The 20,396-nt window shown below is 42.6% G+C and carries 23 protein-coding genes; 12 read left to right on the plus strand and 11 right to left on the minus strand.

Annotated elements, in window-relative coordinates; all coding sequences use genetic code 11:
- The first annotated feature begins 2 nt into the window (after nucleotides 1-2).
- The 4 genes from AOC07_RS05790 to AOC07_RS05805 all read left to right on the plus strand — a co-directional run bounded on the left by AOC07_RS05790 (nucleotide 3) and on the right by AOC07_RS05805 (nucleotide 2,685).
- The gene (locus tag AOC07_RS05790) at nucleotides 3-737 is read left to right on the plus strand and encodes an RNA polymerase sigma factor FliA (protein WP_215274811.1); all 735 of its coding nucleotides are present in this window, start codon (nucleotides 3-5) and stop codon (nucleotides 735-737) included.
- Nucleotides 719-1,459 carry a flagellar motor protein gene (locus AOC07_RS05795; protein WP_096672496.1) on the plus strand — a complete coding sequence of 247 codons (741 nt, stop codon included), beginning with the start codon at nucleotides 719-721 and terminating at the stop codon, nucleotides 1,457-1,459. The genes AOC07_RS05790 and AOC07_RS05795 overlap by 19 nt, the downstream gene beginning before the upstream one ends.
- Nucleotides 1,443-2,333, plus strand: a complete 891-nt coding sequence (locus tag AOC07_RS05800) for a flagellar motor protein MotB (protein WP_215358487.1) — start codon at nucleotides 1,443-1,445, stop codon at nucleotides 2,331-2,333. Before AOC07_RS05795 ends, AOC07_RS05800 begins: the two co-directional genes overlap by 17 nt.
- A 61-nt stretch (nucleotides 2,334-2,394) precedes the next feature.
- Nucleotides 2,395-2,685, plus strand: a complete 291-nt coding sequence (locus AOC07_RS05805; RefSeq protein ID WP_215357043.1) for a hypothetical protein — start codon at nucleotides 2,395-2,397, stop codon at nucleotides 2,683-2,685.
- 53 nt (nucleotides 2,686-2,738) lie between these two features.
- Here the strand turns inward: AOC07_RS05805 and AOC07_RS05810 are convergent, their stop codons facing one another.
- On the minus strand, nucleotides 2,739-3,065 hold the full coding sequence (locus AOC07_RS05810; RefSeq protein ID WP_215357045.1) for a hypothetical protein: 327 nt from the start codon (nucleotides 3,063-3,065) through the stop codon (nucleotides 2,739-2,741).
- 129 nt (nucleotides 3,066-3,194) lie between these two features.
- Here AOC07_RS05810 and AOC07_RS05815 point away from each other — a divergent pair, with 129 nt between their 5' ends.
- On the plus strand, nucleotides 3,195-3,524 hold the full coding sequence (locus AOC07_RS05815; RefSeq protein WP_215313801.1) for a hypothetical protein: 330 nt from the start codon (nucleotides 3,195-3,197) through the stop codon (nucleotides 3,522-3,524).
- A complete protein-coding gene (locus AOC07_RS05820) occupies nucleotides 3,524-5,278 on the plus strand; it encodes a tetratricopeptide repeat protein (RefSeq protein WP_215357047.1) in 1,755 nt (584 codons plus the stop codon). The genes AOC07_RS05815 and AOC07_RS05820 overlap by 1 nt, the downstream gene beginning before the upstream one ends.
- A gap of 4 nt (nucleotides 5,279-5,282) precedes the next feature.
- Here the strand turns inward: AOC07_RS05820 and AOC07_RS05825 are convergent, their stop codons facing one another.
- The 10 genes from AOC07_RS05825 to flgB all read right to left on the minus strand — a co-directional run bounded on the left by AOC07_RS05825 (nucleotide 5,283) and on the right by flgB (nucleotide 14,865).
- Nucleotides 5,283-7,421, minus strand: a complete 2,139-nt coding sequence (locus AOC07_RS05825) for a tetratricopeptide repeat protein (protein WP_215357049.1) — start codon at nucleotides 7,419-7,421, stop codon at nucleotides 5,283-5,285.
- A 29-nt stretch (nucleotides 7,422-7,450) separates the two neighbouring features.
- On the minus strand, nucleotides 7,451-8,464 hold the full coding sequence (gene flgJ / locus AOC07_RS05830) for a flagellar assembly peptidoglycan hydrolase FlgJ (RefSeq protein ID WP_215357050.1): 1,014 nt from the start codon (nucleotides 8,462-8,464) through the stop codon (nucleotides 7,451-7,453).
- A gap of 11 nt (nucleotides 8,465-8,475) precedes the next feature.
- The gene (locus tag AOC07_RS05835; protein ID WP_251371740.1) at nucleotides 8,476-9,552 is read right to left on the minus strand and encodes a flagellar basal body P-ring protein FlgI; all 1,077 of its coding nucleotides are present in this window, start codon (nucleotides 9,550-9,552) and stop codon (nucleotides 8,476-8,478) included.
- 120 nt (nucleotides 9,553-9,672) lie between these two features.
- Complete coding sequence (locus AOC07_RS05840; protein WP_215357052.1) at nucleotides 9,673-10,368, minus strand: flagellar basal body L-ring protein FlgH; 696 nt, start codon at nucleotides 10,366-10,368, stop codon at nucleotides 9,673-9,675.
- A 5-nt stretch (nucleotides 10,369-10,373) separates the two neighbouring features.
- Nucleotides 10,374-11,162, minus strand: coding sequence for a flagellar basal-body rod protein FlgG (gene flgG / locus AOC07_RS05845; protein ID WP_215357053.1), 789 nt, complete (start codon nucleotides 11,160-11,162; stop codon nucleotides 10,374-10,376).
- A gap of 41 nt (nucleotides 11,163-11,203) precedes the next feature.
- A complete protein-coding gene (gene flgF / locus AOC07_RS05850) occupies nucleotides 11,204-11,944 on the minus strand; it encodes a flagellar basal-body rod protein FlgF (protein ID WP_215357054.1) in 741 nt (246 codons plus the stop codon).
- 44 nt (nucleotides 11,945-11,988) lie between these two features.
- Nucleotides 11,989-13,242: a flagellar hook-basal body complex protein gene (locus tag AOC07_RS05855; protein WP_215357055.1), complete on the minus strand. Its 1,254-nt coding sequence runs from the start codon at nucleotides 13,240-13,242 to the stop codon at nucleotides 11,989-11,991.
- A gap of 39 nt (nucleotides 13,243-13,281) precedes the next feature.
- On the minus strand, nucleotides 13,282-13,974 hold the full coding sequence (locus tag AOC07_RS05860; RefSeq protein ID WP_215357056.1) for a flagellar hook assembly protein FlgD: 693 nt from the start codon (nucleotides 13,972-13,974) through the stop codon (nucleotides 13,282-13,284).
- Nucleotides 13,975-13,986: 12 nt separating this feature from the next.
- Nucleotides 13,987-14,397, minus strand: a complete 411-nt coding sequence (flgC, locus tag AOC07_RS05865; RefSeq protein WP_215357057.1) for a flagellar basal body rod protein FlgC — start codon at nucleotides 14,395-14,397, stop codon at nucleotides 13,987-13,989.
- 27 nt (nucleotides 14,398-14,424) lie between these two features.
- Nucleotides 14,425-14,865 (minus strand): flagellar basal body rod protein FlgB, encoded by a 441-nt coding sequence (gene flgB, locus AOC07_RS05870; protein ID WP_215357059.1) that lies wholly within the window; start codon nucleotides 14,863-14,865, stop codon nucleotides 14,425-14,427.
- Between the two features lie 216 nt (nucleotides 14,866-15,081).
- Between flgB and flgA the strand changes: the two genes are divergently transcribed.
- The 6 genes from flgA to AOC07_RS05900 all read left to right on the plus strand — a co-directional run bounded on the left by flgA (nucleotide 15,082) and on the right by AOC07_RS05900 (nucleotide 20,382).
- Complete coding sequence (gene flgA, locus AOC07_RS05875) at nucleotides 15,082-15,888, plus strand: flagellar basal body P-ring formation chaperone FlgA (protein WP_215357061.1); 807 nt, start codon at nucleotides 15,082-15,084, stop codon at nucleotides 15,886-15,888.
- Between the two features lie 138 nt (nucleotides 15,889-16,026).
- Nucleotides 16,027-16,335, plus strand: a complete 309-nt coding sequence (gene flgM / locus AOC07_RS05880) for a flagellar biosynthesis anti-sigma factor FlgM (RefSeq protein WP_215357063.1) — start codon at nucleotides 16,027-16,029, stop codon at nucleotides 16,333-16,335.
- A 71-nt stretch (nucleotides 16,336-16,406) separates the two neighbouring features.
- Nucleotides 16,407-17,231 (plus strand): flagellin, encoded by an 825-nt coding sequence (locus tag AOC07_RS05885; RefSeq protein ID WP_215357065.1) that lies wholly within the window; start codon nucleotides 16,407-16,409, stop codon nucleotides 17,229-17,231.
- 273 nt (nucleotides 17,232-17,504) lie between these two features.
- Entirely contained in the window at nucleotides 17,505-18,680 is a 1,176-nt protein-coding gene (locus AOC07_RS05890; protein WP_215357067.1) for a flagellin, read from the plus strand.
- A gap of 151 nt (nucleotides 18,681-18,831) precedes the next feature.
- Nucleotides 18,832-19,992 carry a flagellin gene (locus AOC07_RS05895; RefSeq protein WP_215357069.1) on the plus strand — a complete coding sequence of 387 codons (1,161 nt, stop codon included), beginning with the start codon at nucleotides 18,832-18,834 and terminating at the stop codon, nucleotides 19,990-19,992.
- 30 nt (nucleotides 19,993-20,022) lie between these two features.
- Nucleotides 20,023-20,382 (plus strand): hypothetical protein, encoded by a 360-nt coding sequence (locus AOC07_RS05900; protein WP_215357071.1) that lies wholly within the window; start codon nucleotides 20,023-20,025, stop codon nucleotides 20,380-20,382.
- Nucleotides 20,383-20,396: the final 14 nt, after the last annotated feature.

Genomic DNA, 20,396 nt, shown 5'->3' on the forward strand with positions numbered 1-20,396 from the left:
TTATGTATAAGGCCGACGGAAAAACAGACCAAAAAGAAACACTGGTCCACCAATACGCCGACCTAGTCAAAAAAATGGCTTATCAAATCAAGGCCAAGTTACCGGCTAGTGTTGAGGCAGATGATTTGATCCAAGCAGGCATGATGGGTTTACTAGATGCCGCCGGTAAGTACCAAGATAACCAAGGTGCCCAGTTCAAGACCTATGCGACTCAACGTATTCATGGCGCCATCATGGATGAGCTTCGCAGTGCCGACTGGTTGCCGCGCAATATTCGCAAACAGATGCGTGATGTTGAAAAAGCGATTGCCAGCTTACAACATAGTCTTGGCAGAGCCCCTTCCGAAAGCGAAGTAGCTAAAAAGCTCAAGATCGACATTGCCGATTATTTCCAGATTCTGACGGACTGTGGTGGACACCAGCTAATCTACTTTGAAGATGTTCATAAGAATGAAGAAGAGGATCACTTTCTCGATCGCTTTATTCAGAATAATAAAAGTGATGTCATCAACGGCCTACTATCCAGGGACTTTAAAGAGGCTCTGAAAGAGTCGATCGACGCCTTGCCAGAACGTGAAAAAATATTGATGGGCCTATATTACGAACAAGAACTGAACTTAAAAGAAATTGGCGCTGTGATGAGTGTCACCGAATCTCGTGTTTCCCAAATGCATAGCCAAGCAGTCGCTCGGATACGCGCAACCTTAAAAGAGAAATTATGGACTGGGCCAGCCTAGGCGGTATTGCACTTGCGCTAATCGGAATTTTGATTGGTCAATCGATTGATGGCGGCAGAATTGGATCACTCCTGCAGCCTTCAGCCTTTTTCATTGTGACCTTTGGTACATTTGGCGCAGTATTACTGCAAAGTCGCCCTGTGAATTTTCGGAGCGGAATTGCTAAACTCAAATATGTCTTTGTTGAACCTGTTGATCAACGCACGGCTTTGGCGATGGAGATTTCTCACTGGAGCATGGTCGTCCGAAAAGAAGGCGTCTTAAAGCTCGAGAACTTTATGGTTGAGACTCCCGATCCTTTTGTTAAGAAGATCCTGCGTTTAGCTATCGACGGTGCGCCACCGCAAACCATTAAAGAAATCGGCGCTAACGATATTTACCAATATGAACTTCATGAGCGCAATGCCATCAAGATTTGGGACTCTGCTGGTGGTTACGCCCCCACGATTGGTATTTTGGCAGCAGTTATGGGCTTGATCCATGTAATGGAAAACCTCTCTGACCCGACCTTACTAGGAAGCGGCATTGCCATTGCCTTCGTTGCGACGATTTATGGCGTGGGATTGGCAAACCTGGTTTTCATTCCGATTGCTAACAAGCTCAAAACGCTTTTACAACTTGAAGTTTCTAAATACGAGATGCTTGTTGAGTCTTTGGCATCAATTGCTTATGGCGAACATACCAAGGTGATAGAGGACCGTTTGTCTGGATACCTCCTTTAAAAACCCATCCCTCAAGCGACGTAAGCGCCCAGAAGATCACGAACACCATGATCGCTGGTTGGTATCCTATGCCGACTTCATTACCCTGCTCTTTGCGTTTTTTGTAGTGATGTATGCCAGCTCCAGCATTAATGAAAAAAAGTATGACGCCTTATCTAATTCCCTAATATCCGCCTTTGCTCCATTGCAAGCCACCGAAGGGGATAACAAGATAGCTACCAAAGTTAAATCTAACGGTGATATTGCAGGGACTCAAACTGACGCAAGCCCCATCCTCATTGACCCCTTGGGTCTGATCAGGCTCAAACGTGACATGGCTTTTATCAAGCGTGAGAAGATGAATCGGGTTGAGAAAGACCTGACTAAGGCATTAAAACCACTGATAGAAGACGGTAAAATCGGGGTAATGCAAACCTCTAAAGGGGTGCGTATTGACATCATTGATAGCTATTTATTTAGCCCCGGCTCAGCCAGTGTCACTAGCCCTGCTGCGCTCAATACGCTGGCACAAATTGCCCCTATTTTGGCTAAAAGTGATCAAGCAATTGATATTGAAGGTCATACCGATAATCAACCCATCAATACCAAAGCCTTTAACTCCAACTGGGAGCTCTCTGCTATCAGGGCCACTACTGTTCTGAATATCTTGAATCAAAAAGGTATTAGCGAGTCTCGCTTGAGTGCAACCGGTTTTGGTTCATCCAGACCTATAGATTCAAATGACACTGTGGCAGGGAAAGCAAAAAATAGAAGGGTTTCAATTTTGCTATTGAACGATTCTGTCCAACAGCCCGGTTCAGACATTGCACCGGCTAAGTTAGTGCAACCAGCGGTGCAGCCCCAGACTCAGCCCATGGAAACAAAGAGCCAATAAAATAGTGATTTGAGTACCGCCTGTAACTACTTAAACATACTGACGCTATAATCCTCACCCTATGTCATTCCTCGATCTTCTCGGCCCCCTCCTCTTCGTTATTTTGATCATCATGGTGATCGGTATCGCTGCTTTCGTGGTCAAGCTGAGTGATGCTATTGATAAGCAAGAAAAAACTTTCAAGACATTATTTAGAATCATTGAAGAAAATCAGGCAGAAGCCCGTAATGCAATTGATGCTTTTGAATCGACCCGCGAAAAAGTGGTCAGTGTTAGCACCCGCGTAGAAAGTGTCGAGTTTGAACTAAAGGGCATGCGGGACAAAATGAAAGAAATGGCTTTAAAAAAATAGCTTGAATGTTAGCTATTTATTTTAAGTATTCAGCCTTAATTAGCCTACTCAGATTACCAAAACTGGATAGGCAATAAGTAGCCGTCAATCTCACTGGCGAGGGCTTTTTTTGATGAATCCGTAGTGATTTTTTCTTTGATCAAATGAATCATCATATCAATCGCTAGAACTCGTATCTCATCAGGATGCCAAACATTCATACGATCTGTGAATGCGGACAAGAAATCCTTGCCATTCAGACCTCGTAATCCAGGATGCAAAGTTGTAGAGAGTTCAATAGTCGTTGCCAGAGCTTGCATGGCATTACGATTACCAGAAAACTGAGTATTAAAGGTTCTGCATAATCTTTCGATTAGTTGCGATTCGGTTAAGTCAGGCATGGTTATAGCATTAAGGGGTTTGACCCAAATTCTTAAATATAGACAATTTTATAACATCCCCTAGAATGGGGTGATATTCCAGAACCTGATGGTCCAAACTCCTTGAAAACAAATACCTCCAAAATCAGAGTGGCAGATAAAAGAGCTGCCCGACTTTTATCTCAGGCTTTTAATGACGCCATGCGAAGTGGTGCTGAATACAAGATTGCTTTAACGAAAATGATGGATAGTCAAAAATTGCTGATTCCAGAACTCAGATCCCTTGACTCCAAAAGCGTCTTAGCAGCCTCGAACTTGCAAGTAAATGTGATGTTTCCGAATGATTTTCGTAAAAATGCCATTCAAATGATTACTTTTCTTTTGTATAAGTACATCAACCCTGATTTAGGTGGAGCAGACCGCTTCATACTGGAAGCATTTATTGATGAACAGTTGTTACCACTCAAAGAATGGATGTAATGAGCCTAGCAGATCAATTGCAAGAGGCTATAAAAATGCACCAAGGGGGTGACCTAGATGGTGCAAAAAAAATCTATCAAGAGTACTTAGCGCAGGATGAGGACAACATTTATGTACTGCATCTTTTAGGCAATATTTTTTTACAAGAAAATGCACCGCGAGAAGCATTAGATCTCTTTAATCGGTCCATTGCTATAAATCCGAACTACAGCAACGTTTATCACGATCGAGGTATCGCCCTGCATAACTTAGGTCTACTATCTTTAGCATCCGATAACTTTAAGCAATTAATCATATTAGAGCCTAAAAATGCACTCGCCTATCAAAACCATGGGCGCATATTGCAAAAATTAGAGAAAATTCCTGATGCTTTAGAGTCTTTTAGCCAGGCGATCGCACTCAAACCTGATCTTGTTGTCGCCTATTTTGACCTAGGCGTACTTTTCAATAAAATGAATCAGGTACCCTTGGCAATTGAAAACTATGACCATGCCATACTCCTTAAGCCTGACTATGTAGACGCCTATTACAACCGAGGCATTGCTTATCACACCATTGAAGAACTATCCAAAGCTATTTCTAACTATGATCAAGCAATTAAGTTAAATCCAGATTTTATTGATGCCTATTACAACAGAGGAATCGCCTATCAGTCACTTGAAGAATACGCATTAGCAATTATGGATTACACGAAAGTAGTTAATCTTGATCCTCATTATGAAGCAGCCTATGTCAACCGAGGTATTGCCTACTATCTTCAGCAATTCCCAGACCAAGCAATTGTCAACTATGATCAAGCCCTAAAGATCACGGGTCACAATCCAGAAGCGCTGTTTAACAAGGGTCTAGCCTTATTGATGAAGGGGGACTTATTGGGAGGATTTGAGCTCTATGAGTGGCGTTTTAGAGGTGGCGTTAAAGAGTTACAAGATATCCGCTTCACCAATCCCATATGGGATGGAACCCAATCTCTGGCAAATAAATCCATACTCCTCCACGGTGAGCAAGGCTTGGGTGACATCATTCAATTCTGCCGTTATGTACCCTTGGTTGCAAGGCATGGGGCAAAAGTAATTCTGCAGGTCCCAGAGACATTGAAATGGCTTTTAAGCAACCTCGAAGGTTGCTCGCAAGTACTGACTGAAGGCGAACAAAGACCCGACGTAGATTATGAGTGCGCCCTAATGAGCTTGCCTCATCTCTTTAAAACTACTATAGAAACTATTCCCAGTCCTGGAGCATACATAATTGCTGATCCCCAGATAATTGAACATTGGGAGAGAATCCTGGGGCCCAAACTAAAACCACGAATTGGGATTGTTTGGAGTAGCGTATCGGCTTTCACAAAAGATTTGGCAAGAAGTATTCCCTTATCTCAATTTATAACAATCGTGCTGCCAGATAAATACGAATATATCTGTTTACAAAAAATAGTTAAAGAGGATGATATTGCCATCCTAAAATCCAACCCTGCTATTCGTTTTTTTGGTGATGACTTAAGTGATATGAGTGATACCGCAGCATTAATCCAGACGCTTGACCTGGTAATTACAGTGGATACCTCGGTAGCTCACTTGGCAGCAGCTTTAGGCAAAGCAACTTGGATTTTAAATCGCTTAGATTCTTGCTGGCGTTGGCAACTAGATCGAAAGGATAGCCCTTGGTATTCCTGCGTGAAGTTATACCGCCAAGTAAATACTGGAGACTGGCAAACTGTTTTAGAAAATGTTAGAACTGATCTCGCAGAAAATTGAAATACTAATTCCCAGAGATCATAGACAGCATATTATTTACCTTCTGTAAGCCACAGCTCCAATCTCCAGGAGTATCTTGTCTTATCAATGTCATTGATGAATACCAGGGGCTATCTTCTCTGTCTAATAACCAGCGCCAATCAGGCGCATACGGCAGGAGTACCCAGGTCTCTTTACCCATAGCACCAGCCAAATGCGCTACTGAGGTATCCACTGTAATAACGATGTCCATACATTGAACTAGTGCAGCCGTTTCAGCATAATCACTCAACTCAGAGGTCAAATTTAAAATTTGAGGGCTTGAATTTAACGTTAAAGCATCTGCCAACCGAATGTCTTTTTGTAAACTGAAGTACTGAAATTGATCAGGTAAGAACGGAATTAAGTCCTTAAGATGAATACTTCTATTGCTATCATTTTTATGCTCAGGATTACCGCTCCAAACCAAGCCAATCCTTGGCTTCAATTTTTCGCCTAACTTATTTTGCCAATGTGATGCCCTTGACTCAATGCTACTTATGTACGGGGCTTGCCCTGAAATTGACTCTAAATTTTGATTAAAGATAAATGGCAGACTCATGAGTGAACATTGATAATCAAAATCTGGTATGGGTTCACCCTCCCCTATTACTAAACTAACGCCTTCCATTCCTCTGAACAGCTCTCTCAATGGCTTTTGGACTTCAAGAATAATTTCTCCACCAAGCTTAGTAATCAGTGGTAAAAATCGACAGAATTGAATTGTGTCTCCATAACCTTGTTCAAAATGAATCAAAATCTTTTTACCACTCAAAGGTTGAGTGCCATCCCATGCTTTACTGCGGAATCTTGATTCATCTATACCTGAGGGTAATCTTATCTTTCGATTCTCATAAAGCTTTAATCCCTCATCAAAATTACCTTTAACTAACATTACAAAAGATTTATGCACAATAAAATCTTCGCAATTAGGCTTTAAATTGATAGCTATATCGTAATTCTTAATAGCAAGATCATATTGTTTCTGTAGGGTAAATAACATTGCTAAATTTGAATATACGTCAGCATATTGCGGATTAAGAGCAATAGCCTTATCAAATTTTAAATGCGCAAGGTCATACTGATGCTGCTCTAAATATGCAATACCAAAATTGTTATAAGCCTCAGAATAATTGCGGTTTAATTCGATTGCCCTATCGAAGTTTGCTATGGCATCAACATATTTTTTTAGCTTTACAAATGCGAAGCCGCGATTATTGTATGCCTCAGCATAATCAGACTTTAGATGAATAGCCTTATCGTAGCTTGCAATGGCTCCCTCAAAATCTTTTCTTTCTGCTAAAGCAGTGCCTCGATTTGAGTAAGCCTCCATATATGTTGGATTGATCAATATGGCAGCATCATAGTTTAGCATGGCTGAATCGAAATTTTTAAGCTCTGCAAAAGCTACGCCACGGTTATTGTGTGCTTCAGCATAAGTTGGCTTTAAATGAATAGCTTTATCGTAGCTTGCAATGGCTAAATCATAAAAAGATTGTCGGTGCAATACCAAACCCCGATTGTTATATGCTTCAGCGTAATCAGGCTTATGGTGAATTGCTTTATCGTAGCTTGCAATAGCTTCGTCAAATCGCTTAAGCTCAGCTAATGCTACACCACGATTATTATGAGCTTGTGCAAAATCTGGATCAATGGTTATCGCATAATCATAATAAGTAATTGCGCCAGTAAAATCATTTAAATCAGCTAAAGCAAGGCCGAGGTTTGAGTGAGCCTCTTTATTCTCTGGATATATAGCTAGACCTTGCTTGTAGCTTGCAATCGACTCTTTTAGCTTACGCTGTAACTGATAAACTAATCCTAGATTATAGAAAATTTGCGGATTTCCCTGGTCAACCGTCGCAGCCTTCAATAACATTTCAGTCGCCAAATCATATCGCTTAGTCTGCACCATAATTTCTGCAAGAATTTGCAAAGTATTTAAATGGAGTGGATGCATCTCCAGAACTTTCAGAAAATTGATCTCGGCTTCCTGAAATTTTCCTTGTTGGGCAAATGCAATCCCATCACTAAATAACTTACTCGCATCTGAGTCTGACACTTTTTTAGCTGGTTTATTAAAAACTGGTAATTTACGTTGAGGTATATTGAGCGCTCGTGGCATAGAGTGTGATTTCTTTATCTTATAATCTTTTATAAATTATTTATCTTCTTAATCACACTGGCCAACTTCTTAGCATAATCAGGATCCGTTGCATACCCTGCTTTTGCCATTGCATCAGCATAGCTATTGATGTTACCGAGGTTGTTGAGAACGTTCTGGTAGCGTGGATTACTAGAAATCAAGTTTGCAAAATCTTTAAATGAATCCGCATAAGAATCGTAGGCCCTGAATTTTTCGACTCTTTGTTGCTTTTCACCATTGATATATTCAGTGGTGACCGCTGAAACTGTTTTTCCTGTCCAACCACCGGTTGCTTTTATGCCAAATAGATTATTACTCTGGGTGCCATCAGCCCCTTTAATTTCTTTTTTACCCCAACCTGTTTCTAAAGCAGCTTGACCCAACATAAAGTGTGCCGGTAGTCCAGAAGCATTGCTAGCCTGCTGTGCATGGCTAGCCATTTTGCTCGTAAAGGAACTAACTGCTTCTTTCAGAGTGCTACCCACAGAAGAAGCCATTGCCTCACCTGCATCCTCTAGCGAAGTAAAGAGTTTGGAGACCTTATCTATGAAAGACGGGCTCGCTTTAGCGCTAGACATGGATGCCATTGAGGTATAGGCAGCCACTTTTGAGCTGGTATTAGGATCAAAGCGATTTAGACCTAAAGCTTTAGAACTAATAGGCTCATCCCCTGGCTTCAGTGTATCCGTTGGTATGCCTGCGGCTTTAGTAAGCTGTTTGACCAATACATCTGCCAATCCAATACCTTTGCCCGATGAGAGCTTTTGGCTCAACTGCTGATCGAACATCGAGGTGTAGAGTTTGTTTTGCTCAGTATTAAAGGGGCCATCCTGTGGGCTGGCTTCACGCATACTTTTGAGCATCATATTGATAAAGATCGCCTCAAACTGCTTAGCAACACCCTTGATGGCTTCAGGGGAGTTCTCTTTGGCGGATTTCTTGAGGCTAGATAAACTATTGGTATCTAATGCCAGCTGATTACTAGCATCAGACGCCGAAATAGAGTTGCTAGGCAATGCCATTGTGCTGTGACTTAAATAATCTCAAGTTCAGCACGTAGCGAACCAGCTGCTTTGATGGCCTGCAAGATAGCAACCAAGTCTTGTGGCGTGGCACCAACAGCATTGAGTCCGCGAACCACATCAGATAATGATGCACCACCAGCCAACTGAATCACATTACCAGGGTCTTGATTCAAGCTTACTTGCGATACCGCAGACTCAACAGTTCTACCCGTATTCGAGAATGCGCTTGGCTGACTAATCACCGGTGTTGTACTGATAACGACAGTCAAGTTACCATGTGCAACTGCGCAGTTCTCTAACTCCACTGTTTGATTAAGCACAATCGAACCAGTACGCGCATTCAGAATGACCTTGGCCTCACCCTTGGCCGGAATCACATCAATACTTTCTAGGGCGGCTAAAAATTGCACGCGGTTACCGTTTTCTACGGTATTCGGGTCAATCTGAATCACTCTAGAGTCTTGAGCAAACGCAATGGGTTTACCAAAACGCTTATTAATTGCAGAGGTAACGATACTGGCAGTAGAAAAATCAGAATGTCTTAGCTCAAGGCTCACCATTTCCATGCCCAACAAATTATTAGGAATAGTTCTTTCAACAGTCGCCCCCGCAGAAATACGACCAGCATTGAGCTGGTTGATAGTAGCAGAGCTACCATTAGCAGATGCACTTGCGCCGCCAATCACCACGTTACCCTGCGACATGGCATAAACCTGTCCATCAGCACCTTTTAGAGGTGTTAATAGGAGTGTGCCGCCACGTAATGTTTTTGCATTACCCATAGCAGAAACAGTTACATCTAAGTTTTGACCAATTTGTGCAAATGGTGGCAAGTTGGCAGTCACGATGACCGCAGCAACGTTCTTCAACTGAATTTGTGAATAGGTACCTGGAGGCAGAGTGACGCCTAAGGACTGCAACATATTCAAAGTAGTCTGAAGAGTAAATGGTGTTTGGGTAGTTTGGTCACCAGTACCATCCAAGCCCACTACTAAGCCGTAACCAATTAATTGGTTACTACGGACGCCCTGAATATTGGCTAAATCTTTAATACGTTCTGCATGTGCAGTAGGAGCAATCACCATGCTTGCCAAAACACCAGCACAGACGACTAAAAACGCCACTAGGCTTTTTTGCCATTGCGGAGTTTTCTCTGCTCTAAATAATGAAAAACGGTGGGTTCTGGTTGGCAATAGCATAAGCAATTAGAAAGGCATCATAGTTTTGAAAAAACGGGTGATCGAACTTGCCATGTAAGAGCTATCCATAGTGTTGTTAGTGCGATACTCGATACGGGCATCAGCTACTGTATTGGAATCCACAGTATTGTTAACAGTAATCATTTTTGGATTCACAGTTCCAGAAAAACGAATGAACTGAGCGCCTTCATCAAAGCCGATTTGCTTCTCGCCCGCTACGGTTAAGTAACCTGTTGGTGACACTTCAAGCACAGTCGCAGCAATACTTCCTGTGAAGGTGTTGTCTTGCTGGCCTCCACCTTTATTCTCATTCGAAAGATCGTTAGCCCAACTCCAAGTTGGACTAACCGTATTGCCAAACTGATCTTTTGCAGTAGCAGTAGATGCAGAGGTTTTAGAGGATAAATTATTTAAAGTCGTTTTAGATGTAGTGCTTTCAGCAACAACCACAGTCACGATATCCCCTACAGCACGCGCACGATTACCCTCAAAGATAGGTCGATAGTTCCCAGTGCTATAAATGGTTCCAGGCGCAGACTGTCCAGAGTAAGAACGGGTAGTTCCTGGACCCGGATTTTGCGTGATTGTCGAGGGCGTTACTGCACAAGCTCCCAAGATCGATAGTGCCGAGATAGCACTGATCATTCTGATAGTAGAGCCGCAAGATAAAGCGCTCAAGTGAGAATTAAATGGTGAACGCATTTGAATTAACCACCTAATTGTGCCAAGCGCTGCAACATCTGATCGGATGTTGTAATCGCTTTACTATTAATCTCATAAGCCCGTTGAGTTTGGATCATATTGACCATCTCTTCAACGACATTCACGTTAGAAGTTTCCACAAAACCTTGAACTAAAACACCAGTGCCATTGGCGCCAGGATTCGATGGGTTTGGTGTACCGGAAGCAGCAGTTTCAGCATAGAGGTTCTCGCCTTTGGCACTCAAACCTGCTGGATTAATAAAAGTTGCTAACTGAATTTGACCAACCTGGGTCTGTGCTACTGTATTTGGCAAGGTGACGGAAACCACACCGTCAGCTGCAACCGTCACGGTTTGGGCGGTTGCTGGAATCGTAATCGGTGGCTGAACTGTGTAACCACTAGAAGTCACTAACTGACCAGTACTATTAATCTGAAAACTACCATCACGGGTATATTGGGTTGTGCCATCAGGCATCAAGACTTGATAAAAACCGCTGCCGTTAATGGCGATATCGGTATTGTTGCTAGTTTGCTGCAAGTTACCTTGGGTAAAGATACGCTCAGTAGCAACAGGCTTTACGCCAGTACCAATCTGCATACCAGAAGGTAGTTGCGTTTGTTGTGATGACTGCGCACCGGGCTGACGTAGGGTTTGATATAGCAAATCCTCAAATACCGCACGTGACTTTTTAAAGCCTGAAGTACTGACGTTCGCCAAGTTATTGGAGATTACGTCCATTTGGGTTTGTTGTGCTTCTAGGCCAGTTTTTGAAATCCAGAGCGAGCGTATCATCTTGTTTCCTTTAATTTAGGTGCATCTTGACACATAAAGTATTAACTTAAATTGTAGATTTGAGCGGCATGTTGGTCGCTATTCTCAGCATTCTTCATCAGTTGCATTTGAATATCAAAACTGCGTGCCAAAGAAATCATATTGACCATGCTATGAATGACGCTCACATTACTGTCTTCTAAAGCACCATTAACTACCTTGACTGTAGGATCGGCTACAAAACCAGCCCCGCTAGCAGACTTAAATAAGCCATCGTCACCACGTACCAAACTTTTTTCATCAGGATTTGAAAGCTTAATGACATCAATTGGGGTAGAAGGACCGCCACTGATTGCAGGATCAACACTTGAGATCGTGCCATCAGCACCAATCGAAATATTGACGTTCGGAGGAATCGTGATCGGTCCGCCACCGCCTAATACGTTGCGGCCACCGGCAGTTTGCAAAATACCATTTTCACTAATCTTGAATGAACCATTACGAGTCAAGCCCTCTGATCCATCAGGGCGTTGCACGCTAAACCAACCCTTACCTTCGATGGCTACGTCTAAGGTGCGACCAGTTTGTTTAATAGCTCCAGGGGAAAAGTCAGTGCCGCCAGATGCATTTACTACAAAGGAGCGTGTATCTAGACTGCCACCTTGAATCGGTACAGATAAAAATGCATCGATCTGCGCCTTAAAACCAGTAGTAGATACGTTAGCCAAATTATTGGAGTTCGTTGCTTGCTGGTCCAAAATATGTTGGGCTCCAGTCATTGCGGTATAAATTACACGATCCATATATGCTCCTTAGCTTCTATCTCTGTTAGTCACGTTTATTGGTCTTAGCCGTTCATACCAATGAGAGTTTGGTAGATTTGATTTTCAATTTTGACTACTTGGGCGCTTGCTTGATAAGCCTGTTGAGCGGCCAATAAAGCCACCATATCGGTGGTTTGGTTTACGTTGGAGTCTTCTAAAGCAGAGCCAACAATAGTGCCTCTACCGAGCGAATTGGCAGCGGCAATTACAGGTACGCCAGATTTTGAGGTTTGCATCCAAGTATCGTTACCGACTTGCTTTAAACCAGTGTTGCTTGGGATCATTGCAACACCAATTTGGGCTAGAGTGTAAGTGCTGCCATCACTATAAGTGCCAACAATATTGCCCTCTGTATCAATCGCCATCGAGTTTAAATAACCATAATCAGTACCAGCTGTTGTAGTCTCTACAATGGGATCTGAACCGGTTAAAAAGCCTGATGAACTCACGCTAATTGTAGTTTGTGGTCCATAACTATCATAGGTAACAGCAATGGGCTGCGCACTTGCTTGAGTTGCTGCCGATAGCTGCATGCCTAAGTAAGTATCAGGAACTGTGCCAGTTGTGGTGTTGAAATTACCCAAGACCCCGGAAAAGATTCCGCTACTAATTGCTGCATTTGCTGAACCACCTGCCGCTACAGCAGCAGCAGATCGGGCAGCAATCGTCGTTGAAGTATCGCCCGCAGATAAACCAGTAAATATAGCCGCAACCTCTGCAGCAGTAAGTGTTGAACCATCTGTATTGGTATAAGTCAGACCACCAAATGTAACCGTACCATAAGGTGACAATGAAGAAGTAAAAGCCACGGTATCAACCTGATAGGTTTGTGTTGAAGTAGGGCTAACATCATTAGGAGAAACGGGTAACTGAATAGCAGTGCCTGTGATATCCAAAACTTTATAGCCTGAGCCATTCACTAAATAGCCGGTACTATTTTCTGTAAATTGACCATTGCGGGTGTAAACAGTGTTACCAAGAACTGGATCTTTTAAAACAAACATCCCTTGTCCACTAATAGCTGCATTTAAGGGTGAGGTATTTTTACTAATAGCACCCTGAGAGAATGATTGCGTGACGTTGGATGCAAGTACTCCACCCCCAGTTTGCGTAGACATTCCGGAATTAGCTGAATTCAAATGCGATGCCAGTACGTTTGTAAAATCGACACTTGCAGACTTATAGCCAACAGTTGCACTATTGGCAATGTTTTTACCTAACACGCTCAATTGTTCAGAAGCAGCATTTAATCCACTTAATCCTTCAATCAGTGACATACGAATCCTTTAATGATGAATAGTTGTAATAGTAAGCAATTAGCGTATCTGAGCCACATCAGAAATATTGGTGGTCGTGTTGTTATCCAACATGATTTGAGTGCTGGTTTTAGCTGTAGGATTAATAATGCCGGTTACGTTAGCTACCGCTAAGCCAGTTGGGTTTACATTTTTACCAGCGATACTTGCCGCCAATTGGAAGGTATATTTACCATCAGGTAATTTATTGCCATTGCTATCTTTACCATCCCAAGCTAATGGCACTGTACCCGCTGGCTGTGGTCCCAATGTAATTACATCAACAGACTGACCGGCACTGTTCAAAATATTGACCTTTAAGGATGATGCAGGTGCATCCAACTGCACGCCAAATGCAGCCTGACCTTTGAGTAAGCTGAGCGTATTACCAGGAGCCAAAACACTCTTACCTACCAAACTAGAGGCCTGATATGCTTGACTCGATTGCATTTGAGCTAATAGAGAATTCATAGAGCCGTTGAGTTTATTAACGCCCTCTACTGTGGAGATCTGCGCCATCTGACTGGTCATCTCTGCACTCTTCATCGGATCAGTAGGATCTTGATATTTCATTTGCGCAACTAACAAGGTCATAAACTGATCCTGAATCTGCGCCGCGGAACTAGCAGTTGCATTTAAGGCTGCATTAGCACTACCACTTAATGCTGCTTTATTCGAACCGTTAGTTGCCGTATTATTTTGTATTGTGCTCATATTGAAATCCTATTAGTTTTGACCAATGGTTAAAGTTCTTTGCAACATTGACTTTGCAGCATTCATTGTTTCAACGTTGTTTTGATATGAACGTGAGGTTGAAATCATATTCACCATCTCTTGTGTTGCATTGACGTTTGGCATTGCTACAAAACCATCTTTATCTGCCAGTGGATTTGCTGGATCGTGCACCATACGCGGTGGTAACTGGTCTTCAATTACCTTATTGACCTTGACACCTTGATGACCTGACGTACCAACCGGGGTTGCCTCAAACACAACCTGCTTAGATTTATAAGGCTGACCGTTAGAGCTTGTTGCACTATCTACGTTTGCCAAGTTACTGGCGACTGTATTCAAACGCTGAGACTGCGCACTCATCGCTGAACTAGAAATATTAAAAACGTTTTGTAAAGAGGCCATGTGAATTTACCGTTCTATCGAAATGTATTAGGTTGTAGGGCTGAGTGCTGCAGCCATGTCTTTAATCTGGGCATTAAGCATTGTGATATTGGCTTCGTAATGGATTGCGTTATCCACGAATGCCGTTCTCTCTACCTCACCGTCGACCGAGTTACCGTCCACACTTCCCTGAATTAAGGGGCGATATAGTAAATCGGCTTCATTAACTCCGCTATTACCACCTGGAATATGTTTGCCATGAGTAGTAACGAGCGACATATTGCCGTTAGAACTCACCGCAGCATTATTGGCTGCGCTTGCCACATTGGCCTCCAAGGCTTTTTTAAGGGAAGTGGCAAAATCAATATCCCGTGCCTTATAGTTCGGGGTATCCGCATTGGCGATGTTGGCCGCCAGAATTTCCTGGCGTTGGGCCCTCACCCGCAGGGCGGTTGCATTAAAATCAAAGAGCGCGTCTAATTTATCCATTTATTTCTCCAATTTCCCTAAAGAAATCCTCAAGTCAGCCGTAATAGGTTCTGTAGCACTGCAAATACCTATTAACGGCATTTTCACTAATGTAATTTGCCACCCCCAAACTTGATCTGCCAATAAAAGGGGTAATAGTTAGGCTAATTGAGGCATTGACTGGCTCCCAAAATCCTAAAATCATGTTTTCGCCATCCTTTTGGACTGGAATTAAGCATGCGCACATCACATAAATCGCCCTTACAACTTGAGAAAAACCCTCAAAAGCCCCTTTTTGGGTCTTTTTTACAAGGTTTTGAGACCCTCATGATTGGGATGATTGCCAGCGTCCTAATAGCCTTTTTAGTGCTCTACCCCAAAATTAGCTGGGCTCAGGCACAAACTCCCGCTTTCCAAAGCCTGAAAGTGATCAATCAGAAGGTTAAAGACTTTCTGACCACACAAAGTGCAGGTTCACCTGGTAAACCAGAAATTACTGTGACCCCCATGGAAGAAGGCGCCCAATTGAGCTATTGCCCTTCTCCAGAGGCCTTTTTTCCACCCAATAGCGCTGCTTGGGGCAGAACGACCGTGGGTGTGCGCTGCGGACAACCTAAGCCTTGGACCGTGTATGTCCAGGCTAATGTGAGCATCATTGCCAACTATGTTGTCGCTGGAGCCCCGATTGGCCAGGGTCAAATCATCACCGCCAATGAATTACAGCTTCAAAAAGGTGATTTAACTACCCTACCAACCGGCATTTTTACGGAATTTAACCGCATCATCGGTCAAACCGCCAGAATGTCCCTGGTAGCAGGCACCGTCCTCAAAAAAGAGATGCTCAAAATGCCCCTGATTGTTCAAAAAGGGCAATCTGTGAGAGTTTCCAGTGGTGGTAAAGGCTTCTCTATCAGCACCGACGGCCAGGCTCTGAATGAAGCCTCCGAAGGAGAATTAGTTAAGGTTAAGGTCAGTAATGGCAGTGTATTGAATGGAATCGCCAAAGAAAACGGCATAGTTGAGGTTGGTGGATCAAGTAGATAAAGTTAAAACTGAGGTAAAGCTCGATTTTGCTCAAGTTAATTAATTAACAGCCGTTAAAGAGGATGTAGAAGTAGTTTAAAACCAGTCATTAGACTTATTAACTAGGTGTGACTACCAAAATTAGGCTAAAGTATTCCCATGAAAATTAATGACAACTTGAAGACCGCGCTGAACACCGTAGTGGAAAAACCTACTGCGAGTGAAAGCAACCCTACTTCAACTATTGGGCCAAGTTCTAATTCAGTAAATCCCCCTGCTGCTGATATCACTACTCTATCTAGTCAGCTTCAGGCATTGCAAGCAACAATCGCGAATAGCCCCGTGTTTGATTCTAAAAAAGTGGATATGATCCGCAGTGAAATTGAAAGCGGTCAGTTCTCAGTTGACTCAGGCAAAGTTGCTGATGGCATGGTCCAGGATGCTATTGCCTTTTTAAAGTCAAAATAATATATCTTTAAGTGCAAAATCAACATGCACTTAATGAAAACTAAACCTAGCAAGACTCCATACTACCCATCATGAGTATTGCTAAAAGTCTACTAGTCACCACCTTTACAAATTATGTGAAGGATTTTCAGTCAAAAATAAATGTAATTAAATCTGAAATAGCGAGTGGGAAAAATACGCTCACTACAGACCAACAAAATACAGCTACAAAACTTTCAGAAACAGTCAAAAGTTATAACAACCCTCAAGCGAGTATTACAGCAGCACAAAATACTATAAGTGTTGCGCAAACCGGAATCACATCAATTCAAAAATTGATGAATCAAATGCAGCAACTCGCAACCCAAGCAACAAATCCCAAGCTATCCTCATTTGATAGCACCAATATGAACTACCGCTTTCAGCAACTGGTAACAGAAGTTGGTAAGTTGGCTACCAGCGCTTCAGTAAACGGTACTAATTTACTCAGTGGAAGTGCCGGCATGAATGTAATAACCGGTACTGATAAAACTTCTGCATCACGATCTTTCGTTAACAGTGTTGATGTCTATGGCATGATGACTACTGGCCTTTTAAGCAATATCAAACTAGACTCACCCAGCAATGCCCAATCAGCGATGTCTGCGCTAAATAGCGCTTTAGCCCAAATAACTAGCGGTCAGGCCTCTCTTAAAGCAACAGCAAATCGTTTGTCAGCACAAACAACCAAATTATCGAGCCTGTCAAGCAGCGCTCAACAATCACTCGATACTTTGCAAAACGTAGACATCACGAAATTAAATTCTCAACTCACGCAATTACAAAGCCAGCAAAATATTAACTACCAACTCATTAGCCAGCTTGATCCGATTGCCTATAAGAATTTAAAATTAGTCACACTCACGCCATCTTCTTGATAGTGATCTAATCTCTGCCCAATGAATTAATCATCAGGGCATCAGTTAGACTCAAGTTTTACAAAACCCAACCGTTAAAGAATATATAGAACGAATGCTTCTGCGGAAGTATTCAAATGAGCTGATCTAATGATTAGCGCAGAGCTCTGTTGATGTGGTCTACGTACTACGCACTGATGCTTTTTCGTAAGTTGGTTTGATTTATGCATGGTGCATAAACAAATCTTTGTCGCAGCCATCTTGACTGCGCATATTAACTAAAGGAAAAGAATCATGCCAATGCCATTAACTGGTTTAGCACAAACCCTATCAAACTCTGTAGCATCAATTCAAGCTGCAATTGTTGATACACAAAATCAGCTTGCTTCAGGAACTAAAACTTTAGATCCAGCACAAAACGGTGTAGTAACACGTTTATCAGCTCAGTCTACTGCCTGGGGTGTAGTTTCAAATAACATTGCAACAGCCCAAAACGTCATTACCGTTGCGCAAGGTGCGTTATCTTCTATCGCAAGCATTGTTACCCAAATGAAATCCTTGTCTACCCAATCATCTAGCGCAGGATTAACCACAAGTGATAAAGTTAGCCTTAACACTACTTTTGCAAACCTTGCGTTGCAAGTAGCTTCACTTGGCACAAATGCCTCAGTTAATGGTAATAACCTACTTGCCAATGCAACTGGTATTACTGTGTCAACAGGGATAAGTGGTAATAGCTCTACAGCTAGCTCAACAACTGGTGTTGCTGGAGTCAATATTCCAAGCCTTGCAACTACATTGGCTGCGTTATCTATTACTTCTGGAAACATAAGCTCAGGTACCACTGGAATTACAAGCATTGCTCCCACCTTGACAACAGCAGGTACAACTCTTGCAGCTGAGGTCGATACAGTTACTTTTACTGCCATGGCTGCTGGTGAGTCGATTACAGTTGGTGGCTTAACCTTTACCGCTAATGGAGCTTTAACTAACACACAAGCCGCTTCTGCATTTGCAAGTCTTTCTGCTGGCGCAACTTCAGGAACATTAACCTCGCTTGGTTCATATAGCGGTACCTTTGTATCTACGTTCACTTCTGGCGCTAACACAGCAGGTGCCGTATCGTTTACAGCTACTGCTGCCGCGGTAGCAGCTGCTGCAACACTTGTATCGTCTGGCGCCTATGCAAGCAAGGCAGACTACGCTACTCAGATCCTCACGACTGCCCTAACGACTATTTCCACTGGCCAGTCAACACTGAGTGCAAGCGCAACAGGTCTGAATGCTCAAAGCTCGAATGCCCAAGCATTGAAGACAGGGCTATCTAATACGGTGGCTCAGATTCAAAACATCGATGCAACAGCGATGCAGGCAAAATTACAACAACTGAATAACCAACAAAGTATTGATTACTACTTGGTTAGCCAGATGAATACGGAAGCAGCAGCAATTTTGTCGATTTTCCGCTAATAAAGTAGTTGATTTATAGAAAAGCCGGGTATATCCCGGCTTTTTTCTTGCTTTGAGGGCATAAATTTACCCTTAAGATGACAACATATCAGGATTGGGCAACCAATAAGCAGGATGTCCAAATTGTGAAAAACATGCTCAGGAGCATAAAATGTCATCAATTACTTCGTTAGCAGCAAACTTATCGAACAGCGTTAACAATGTTCAAACAGAGATTGTTTCTGTTCAAAACCAATTAATGAGCGGAATAAAAACCTTAAATCCAGCTCAAAATGGGGTAGTAACACGATTAAATGCTCAAGCCACTGGCTGGGGAGTTGCTGCAGACAACATTACAGCCGCTCAGAATGTGATCACAGTTGCTCAAACAGGGCTATCGTCCATTGTCAGCATCGTAAATCAAATGAAACAGCTTTCATCCCAGGCATCTAGTGCAGGTTTAACAACCTCTGACAAAAATAGTCTTAATACAACCTTTCAGAATCTAGCGGCACAGATTAGAGGTATTGAATTAAACTCTTCAGTGAATGGCAATAATTTGCTCGCCGGAACACCTGGTTTTACCGTGACAACTGGAATTTCTGGAAACGCTAGTACGGCCTCATCCACTACTGGCATTGCAGGTGTCGATATACCTAGTCTGGCAACCACCCTATCCGCGCTGTCCGTATTGAGTGGTGCATCCACTCGTGGTACTGTGACAACACCTACCCCTACTGTAGTAACAGCAGGGGCTGGATCAACAGCCGAAGTAGACAGCATTACATTTACAGCAATGTCTGCAGGAGACTCGTTTACAGTTGCAGGACTCACTTTTGTTGCTAATCAATCACTTACTGCATCTCAAGCTGGAGCAGCCTTTGCTTCATTGTCAAACGGTGCTACTACAGGCCCTTCAACAACGTATGGGGCATATGCCGGGACTTTGCAAAATTATTCATCGGGTACTAATAGCGCTGGAACAATTAGCTTTACCTACTACACTGCTATCGCATCTCCAGGGACCGTCGCTGTTAGCGCATCACAAGTAAGTAATGCAGATTATGCAACGCAAATCTTAACAACAGCGCTTACAACCATTACAACTGCACAATCAACCATCAGCGCTGGTCAAGTTGGCCTAAATGCCCAGCTTGCTAACGTAATAGCTCTAAAAAATGGACTCACAAACACAGTCAATGCAATTCAAAATGTAGATGCAACCGCACTACAGGCAAAATTACAACAATTGAACAATCAACAAAGTATCGACTATTATCTGGTAAGTCAAATGAATACCGAGGCATCGGCAATTCTATCGATATTCCGATAATTCATAAAGGTACTACCCAAGAAGATAATCATGTTTACAAATGTTAACAAAATTAATGCTTATGTAGCCGTTGATAATAACTTGGAAGGCCCTGCCTTTGAAAAAAGGTGGTTTGAATCTGTTGTCATGATTTTAAAAAAAATTCAAAGAAATGAATTAAACGAGGTTGAATCGCACATAAAACTGCTAGAGGTATGCCAAGGAATTCAGTGGGTACAGGAAAATTTGAATGAAAAACTAAATTCACAGCATCGCACAATGCTAAAAGCAATTTACAGCACCAACATACAAATTCTGAATGGCATCATTCAAACGAAGAATATGGAGTATCTCCCCTTAGTTATTACCTCGCTAGAGGTAGTTTTAAAGCCTTACGAGAAGATCAATTAATCAAGGCACGTTAA

The sequence above is a fragment of the Polynucleobacter sp. UB-Raua-W9 genome, from assembly GCF_018687435.1.
GTDB lineage: Bacteria > Pseudomonadota > Gammaproteobacteria > Burkholderiales > Burkholderiaceae > Polynucleobacter.

Excerpts from the sequence above, each read along its gene's own strand:
- AOC07_RS05805 (WP_215357043.1), top strand. The coding sequence starts at position 2,395 with ATGTCATTCCTCGATCTTCTCGGCCCCCTCCTCTTCGTTATTTTGATC.
- AOC07_RS05900 (WP_215357071.1), top strand. The coding sequence starts at position 20,023 with ATGTTTACAAATGTTAACAAAATTAATGCTTATGTAGCCGTTGATAAT.
- AOC07_RS05810 (WP_215357045.1), bottom strand. The coding sequence starts at position 3,065 with ATGCCTGACTTAACCGAATCGCAACTAATCGAAAGATTATGCAGAACC.
- flgA (WP_215357061.1), top strand. The coding sequence starts at position 15,082 with ATGCGCACATCACATAAATCGCCCTTACAACTTGAGAAAAACCCTCAA.
- AOC07_RS05840 (WP_215357052.1), bottom strand. The coding sequence starts at position 10,368 with ATGCGTTCACCATTTAATTCTCACTTGAGCGCTTTATCTTGCGGCTCT.
- AOC07_RS05885 (WP_215357065.1), top strand. The coding sequence starts at position 16,407 with ATGAGTATTGCTAAAAGTCTACTAGTCACCACCTTTACAAATTATGTG.
- flgG (WP_215357053.1), bottom strand. The coding sequence starts at position 11,162 with ATGATACGCTCGCTCTGGATTTCAAAAACTGGCCTAGAAGCACAACAA.
- flgC (WP_215357057.1), bottom strand. The coding sequence starts at position 14,397 with ATGGCCTCTTTACAAAACGTTTTTAATATTTCTAGTTCAGCGATGAGT.
- AOC07_RS05890 (WP_215357067.1), top strand. The coding sequence starts at position 17,505 with ATGCCAATGCCATTAACTGGTTTAGCACAAACCCTATCAAACTCTGTA.
- AOC07_RS05825 (WP_215357049.1), bottom strand. The coding sequence starts at position 7,421 with ATGCCACGAGCGCTCAATATACCTCAACGTAAATTACCAGTTTTTAAT.
- AOC07_RS05795 (WP_096672496.1), top strand. The coding sequence starts at position 719 with ATGGACTGGGCCAGCCTAGGCGGTATTGCACTTGCGCTAATCGGAATT.
- AOC07_RS05855 (WP_215357055.1), bottom strand. The coding sequence starts at position 13,242 with ATGTCACTGATTGAAGGATTAAGTGGATTAAATGCTGCTTCTGAACAA.
- AOC07_RS05820 (WP_215357047.1), top strand. The coding sequence starts at position 3,524 with ATGAGCCTAGCAGATCAATTGCAAGAGGCTATAAAAATGCACCAAGGG.
- AOC07_RS05790 (WP_215274811.1), top strand. The coding sequence starts at position 3 with ATGTATAAGGCCGACGGAAAAACAGACCAAAAAGAAACACTGGTCCAC.
- AOC07_RS05895 (WP_215357069.1), top strand. The coding sequence starts at position 18,832 with ATGTCATCAATTACTTCGTTAGCAGCAAACTTATCGAACAGCGTTAAC.
- flgB (WP_215357059.1), bottom strand. The coding sequence starts at position 14,865 with ATGGATAAATTAGACGCGCTCTTTGATTTTAATGCAACCGCCCTGCGG.
- flgF (WP_215357054.1), bottom strand. The coding sequence starts at position 11,944 with ATGGATCGTGTAATTTATACCGCAATGACTGGAGCCCAACATATTTTG.
- flgM (WP_215357063.1), top strand. The coding sequence starts at position 16,027 with ATGAAAATTAATGACAACTTGAAGACCGCGCTGAACACCGTAGTGGAA.
- AOC07_RS05835 (WP_251371740.1), bottom strand. The coding sequence starts at position 9,552 with ATGGTGATTGCTCCTACTGCACATGCAGAACGTATTAAAGATTTAGCC.
- flgJ (WP_215357050.1), bottom strand. The coding sequence starts at position 8,464 with ATGGCATTGCCTAGCAACTCTATTTCGGCGTCTGATGCTAGTAATCAG.
- AOC07_RS05860 (WP_215357056.1), bottom strand. The coding sequence starts at position 13,974 with ATGAGCACAATACAAAATAATACGGCAACTAACGGTTCGAATAAAGCA.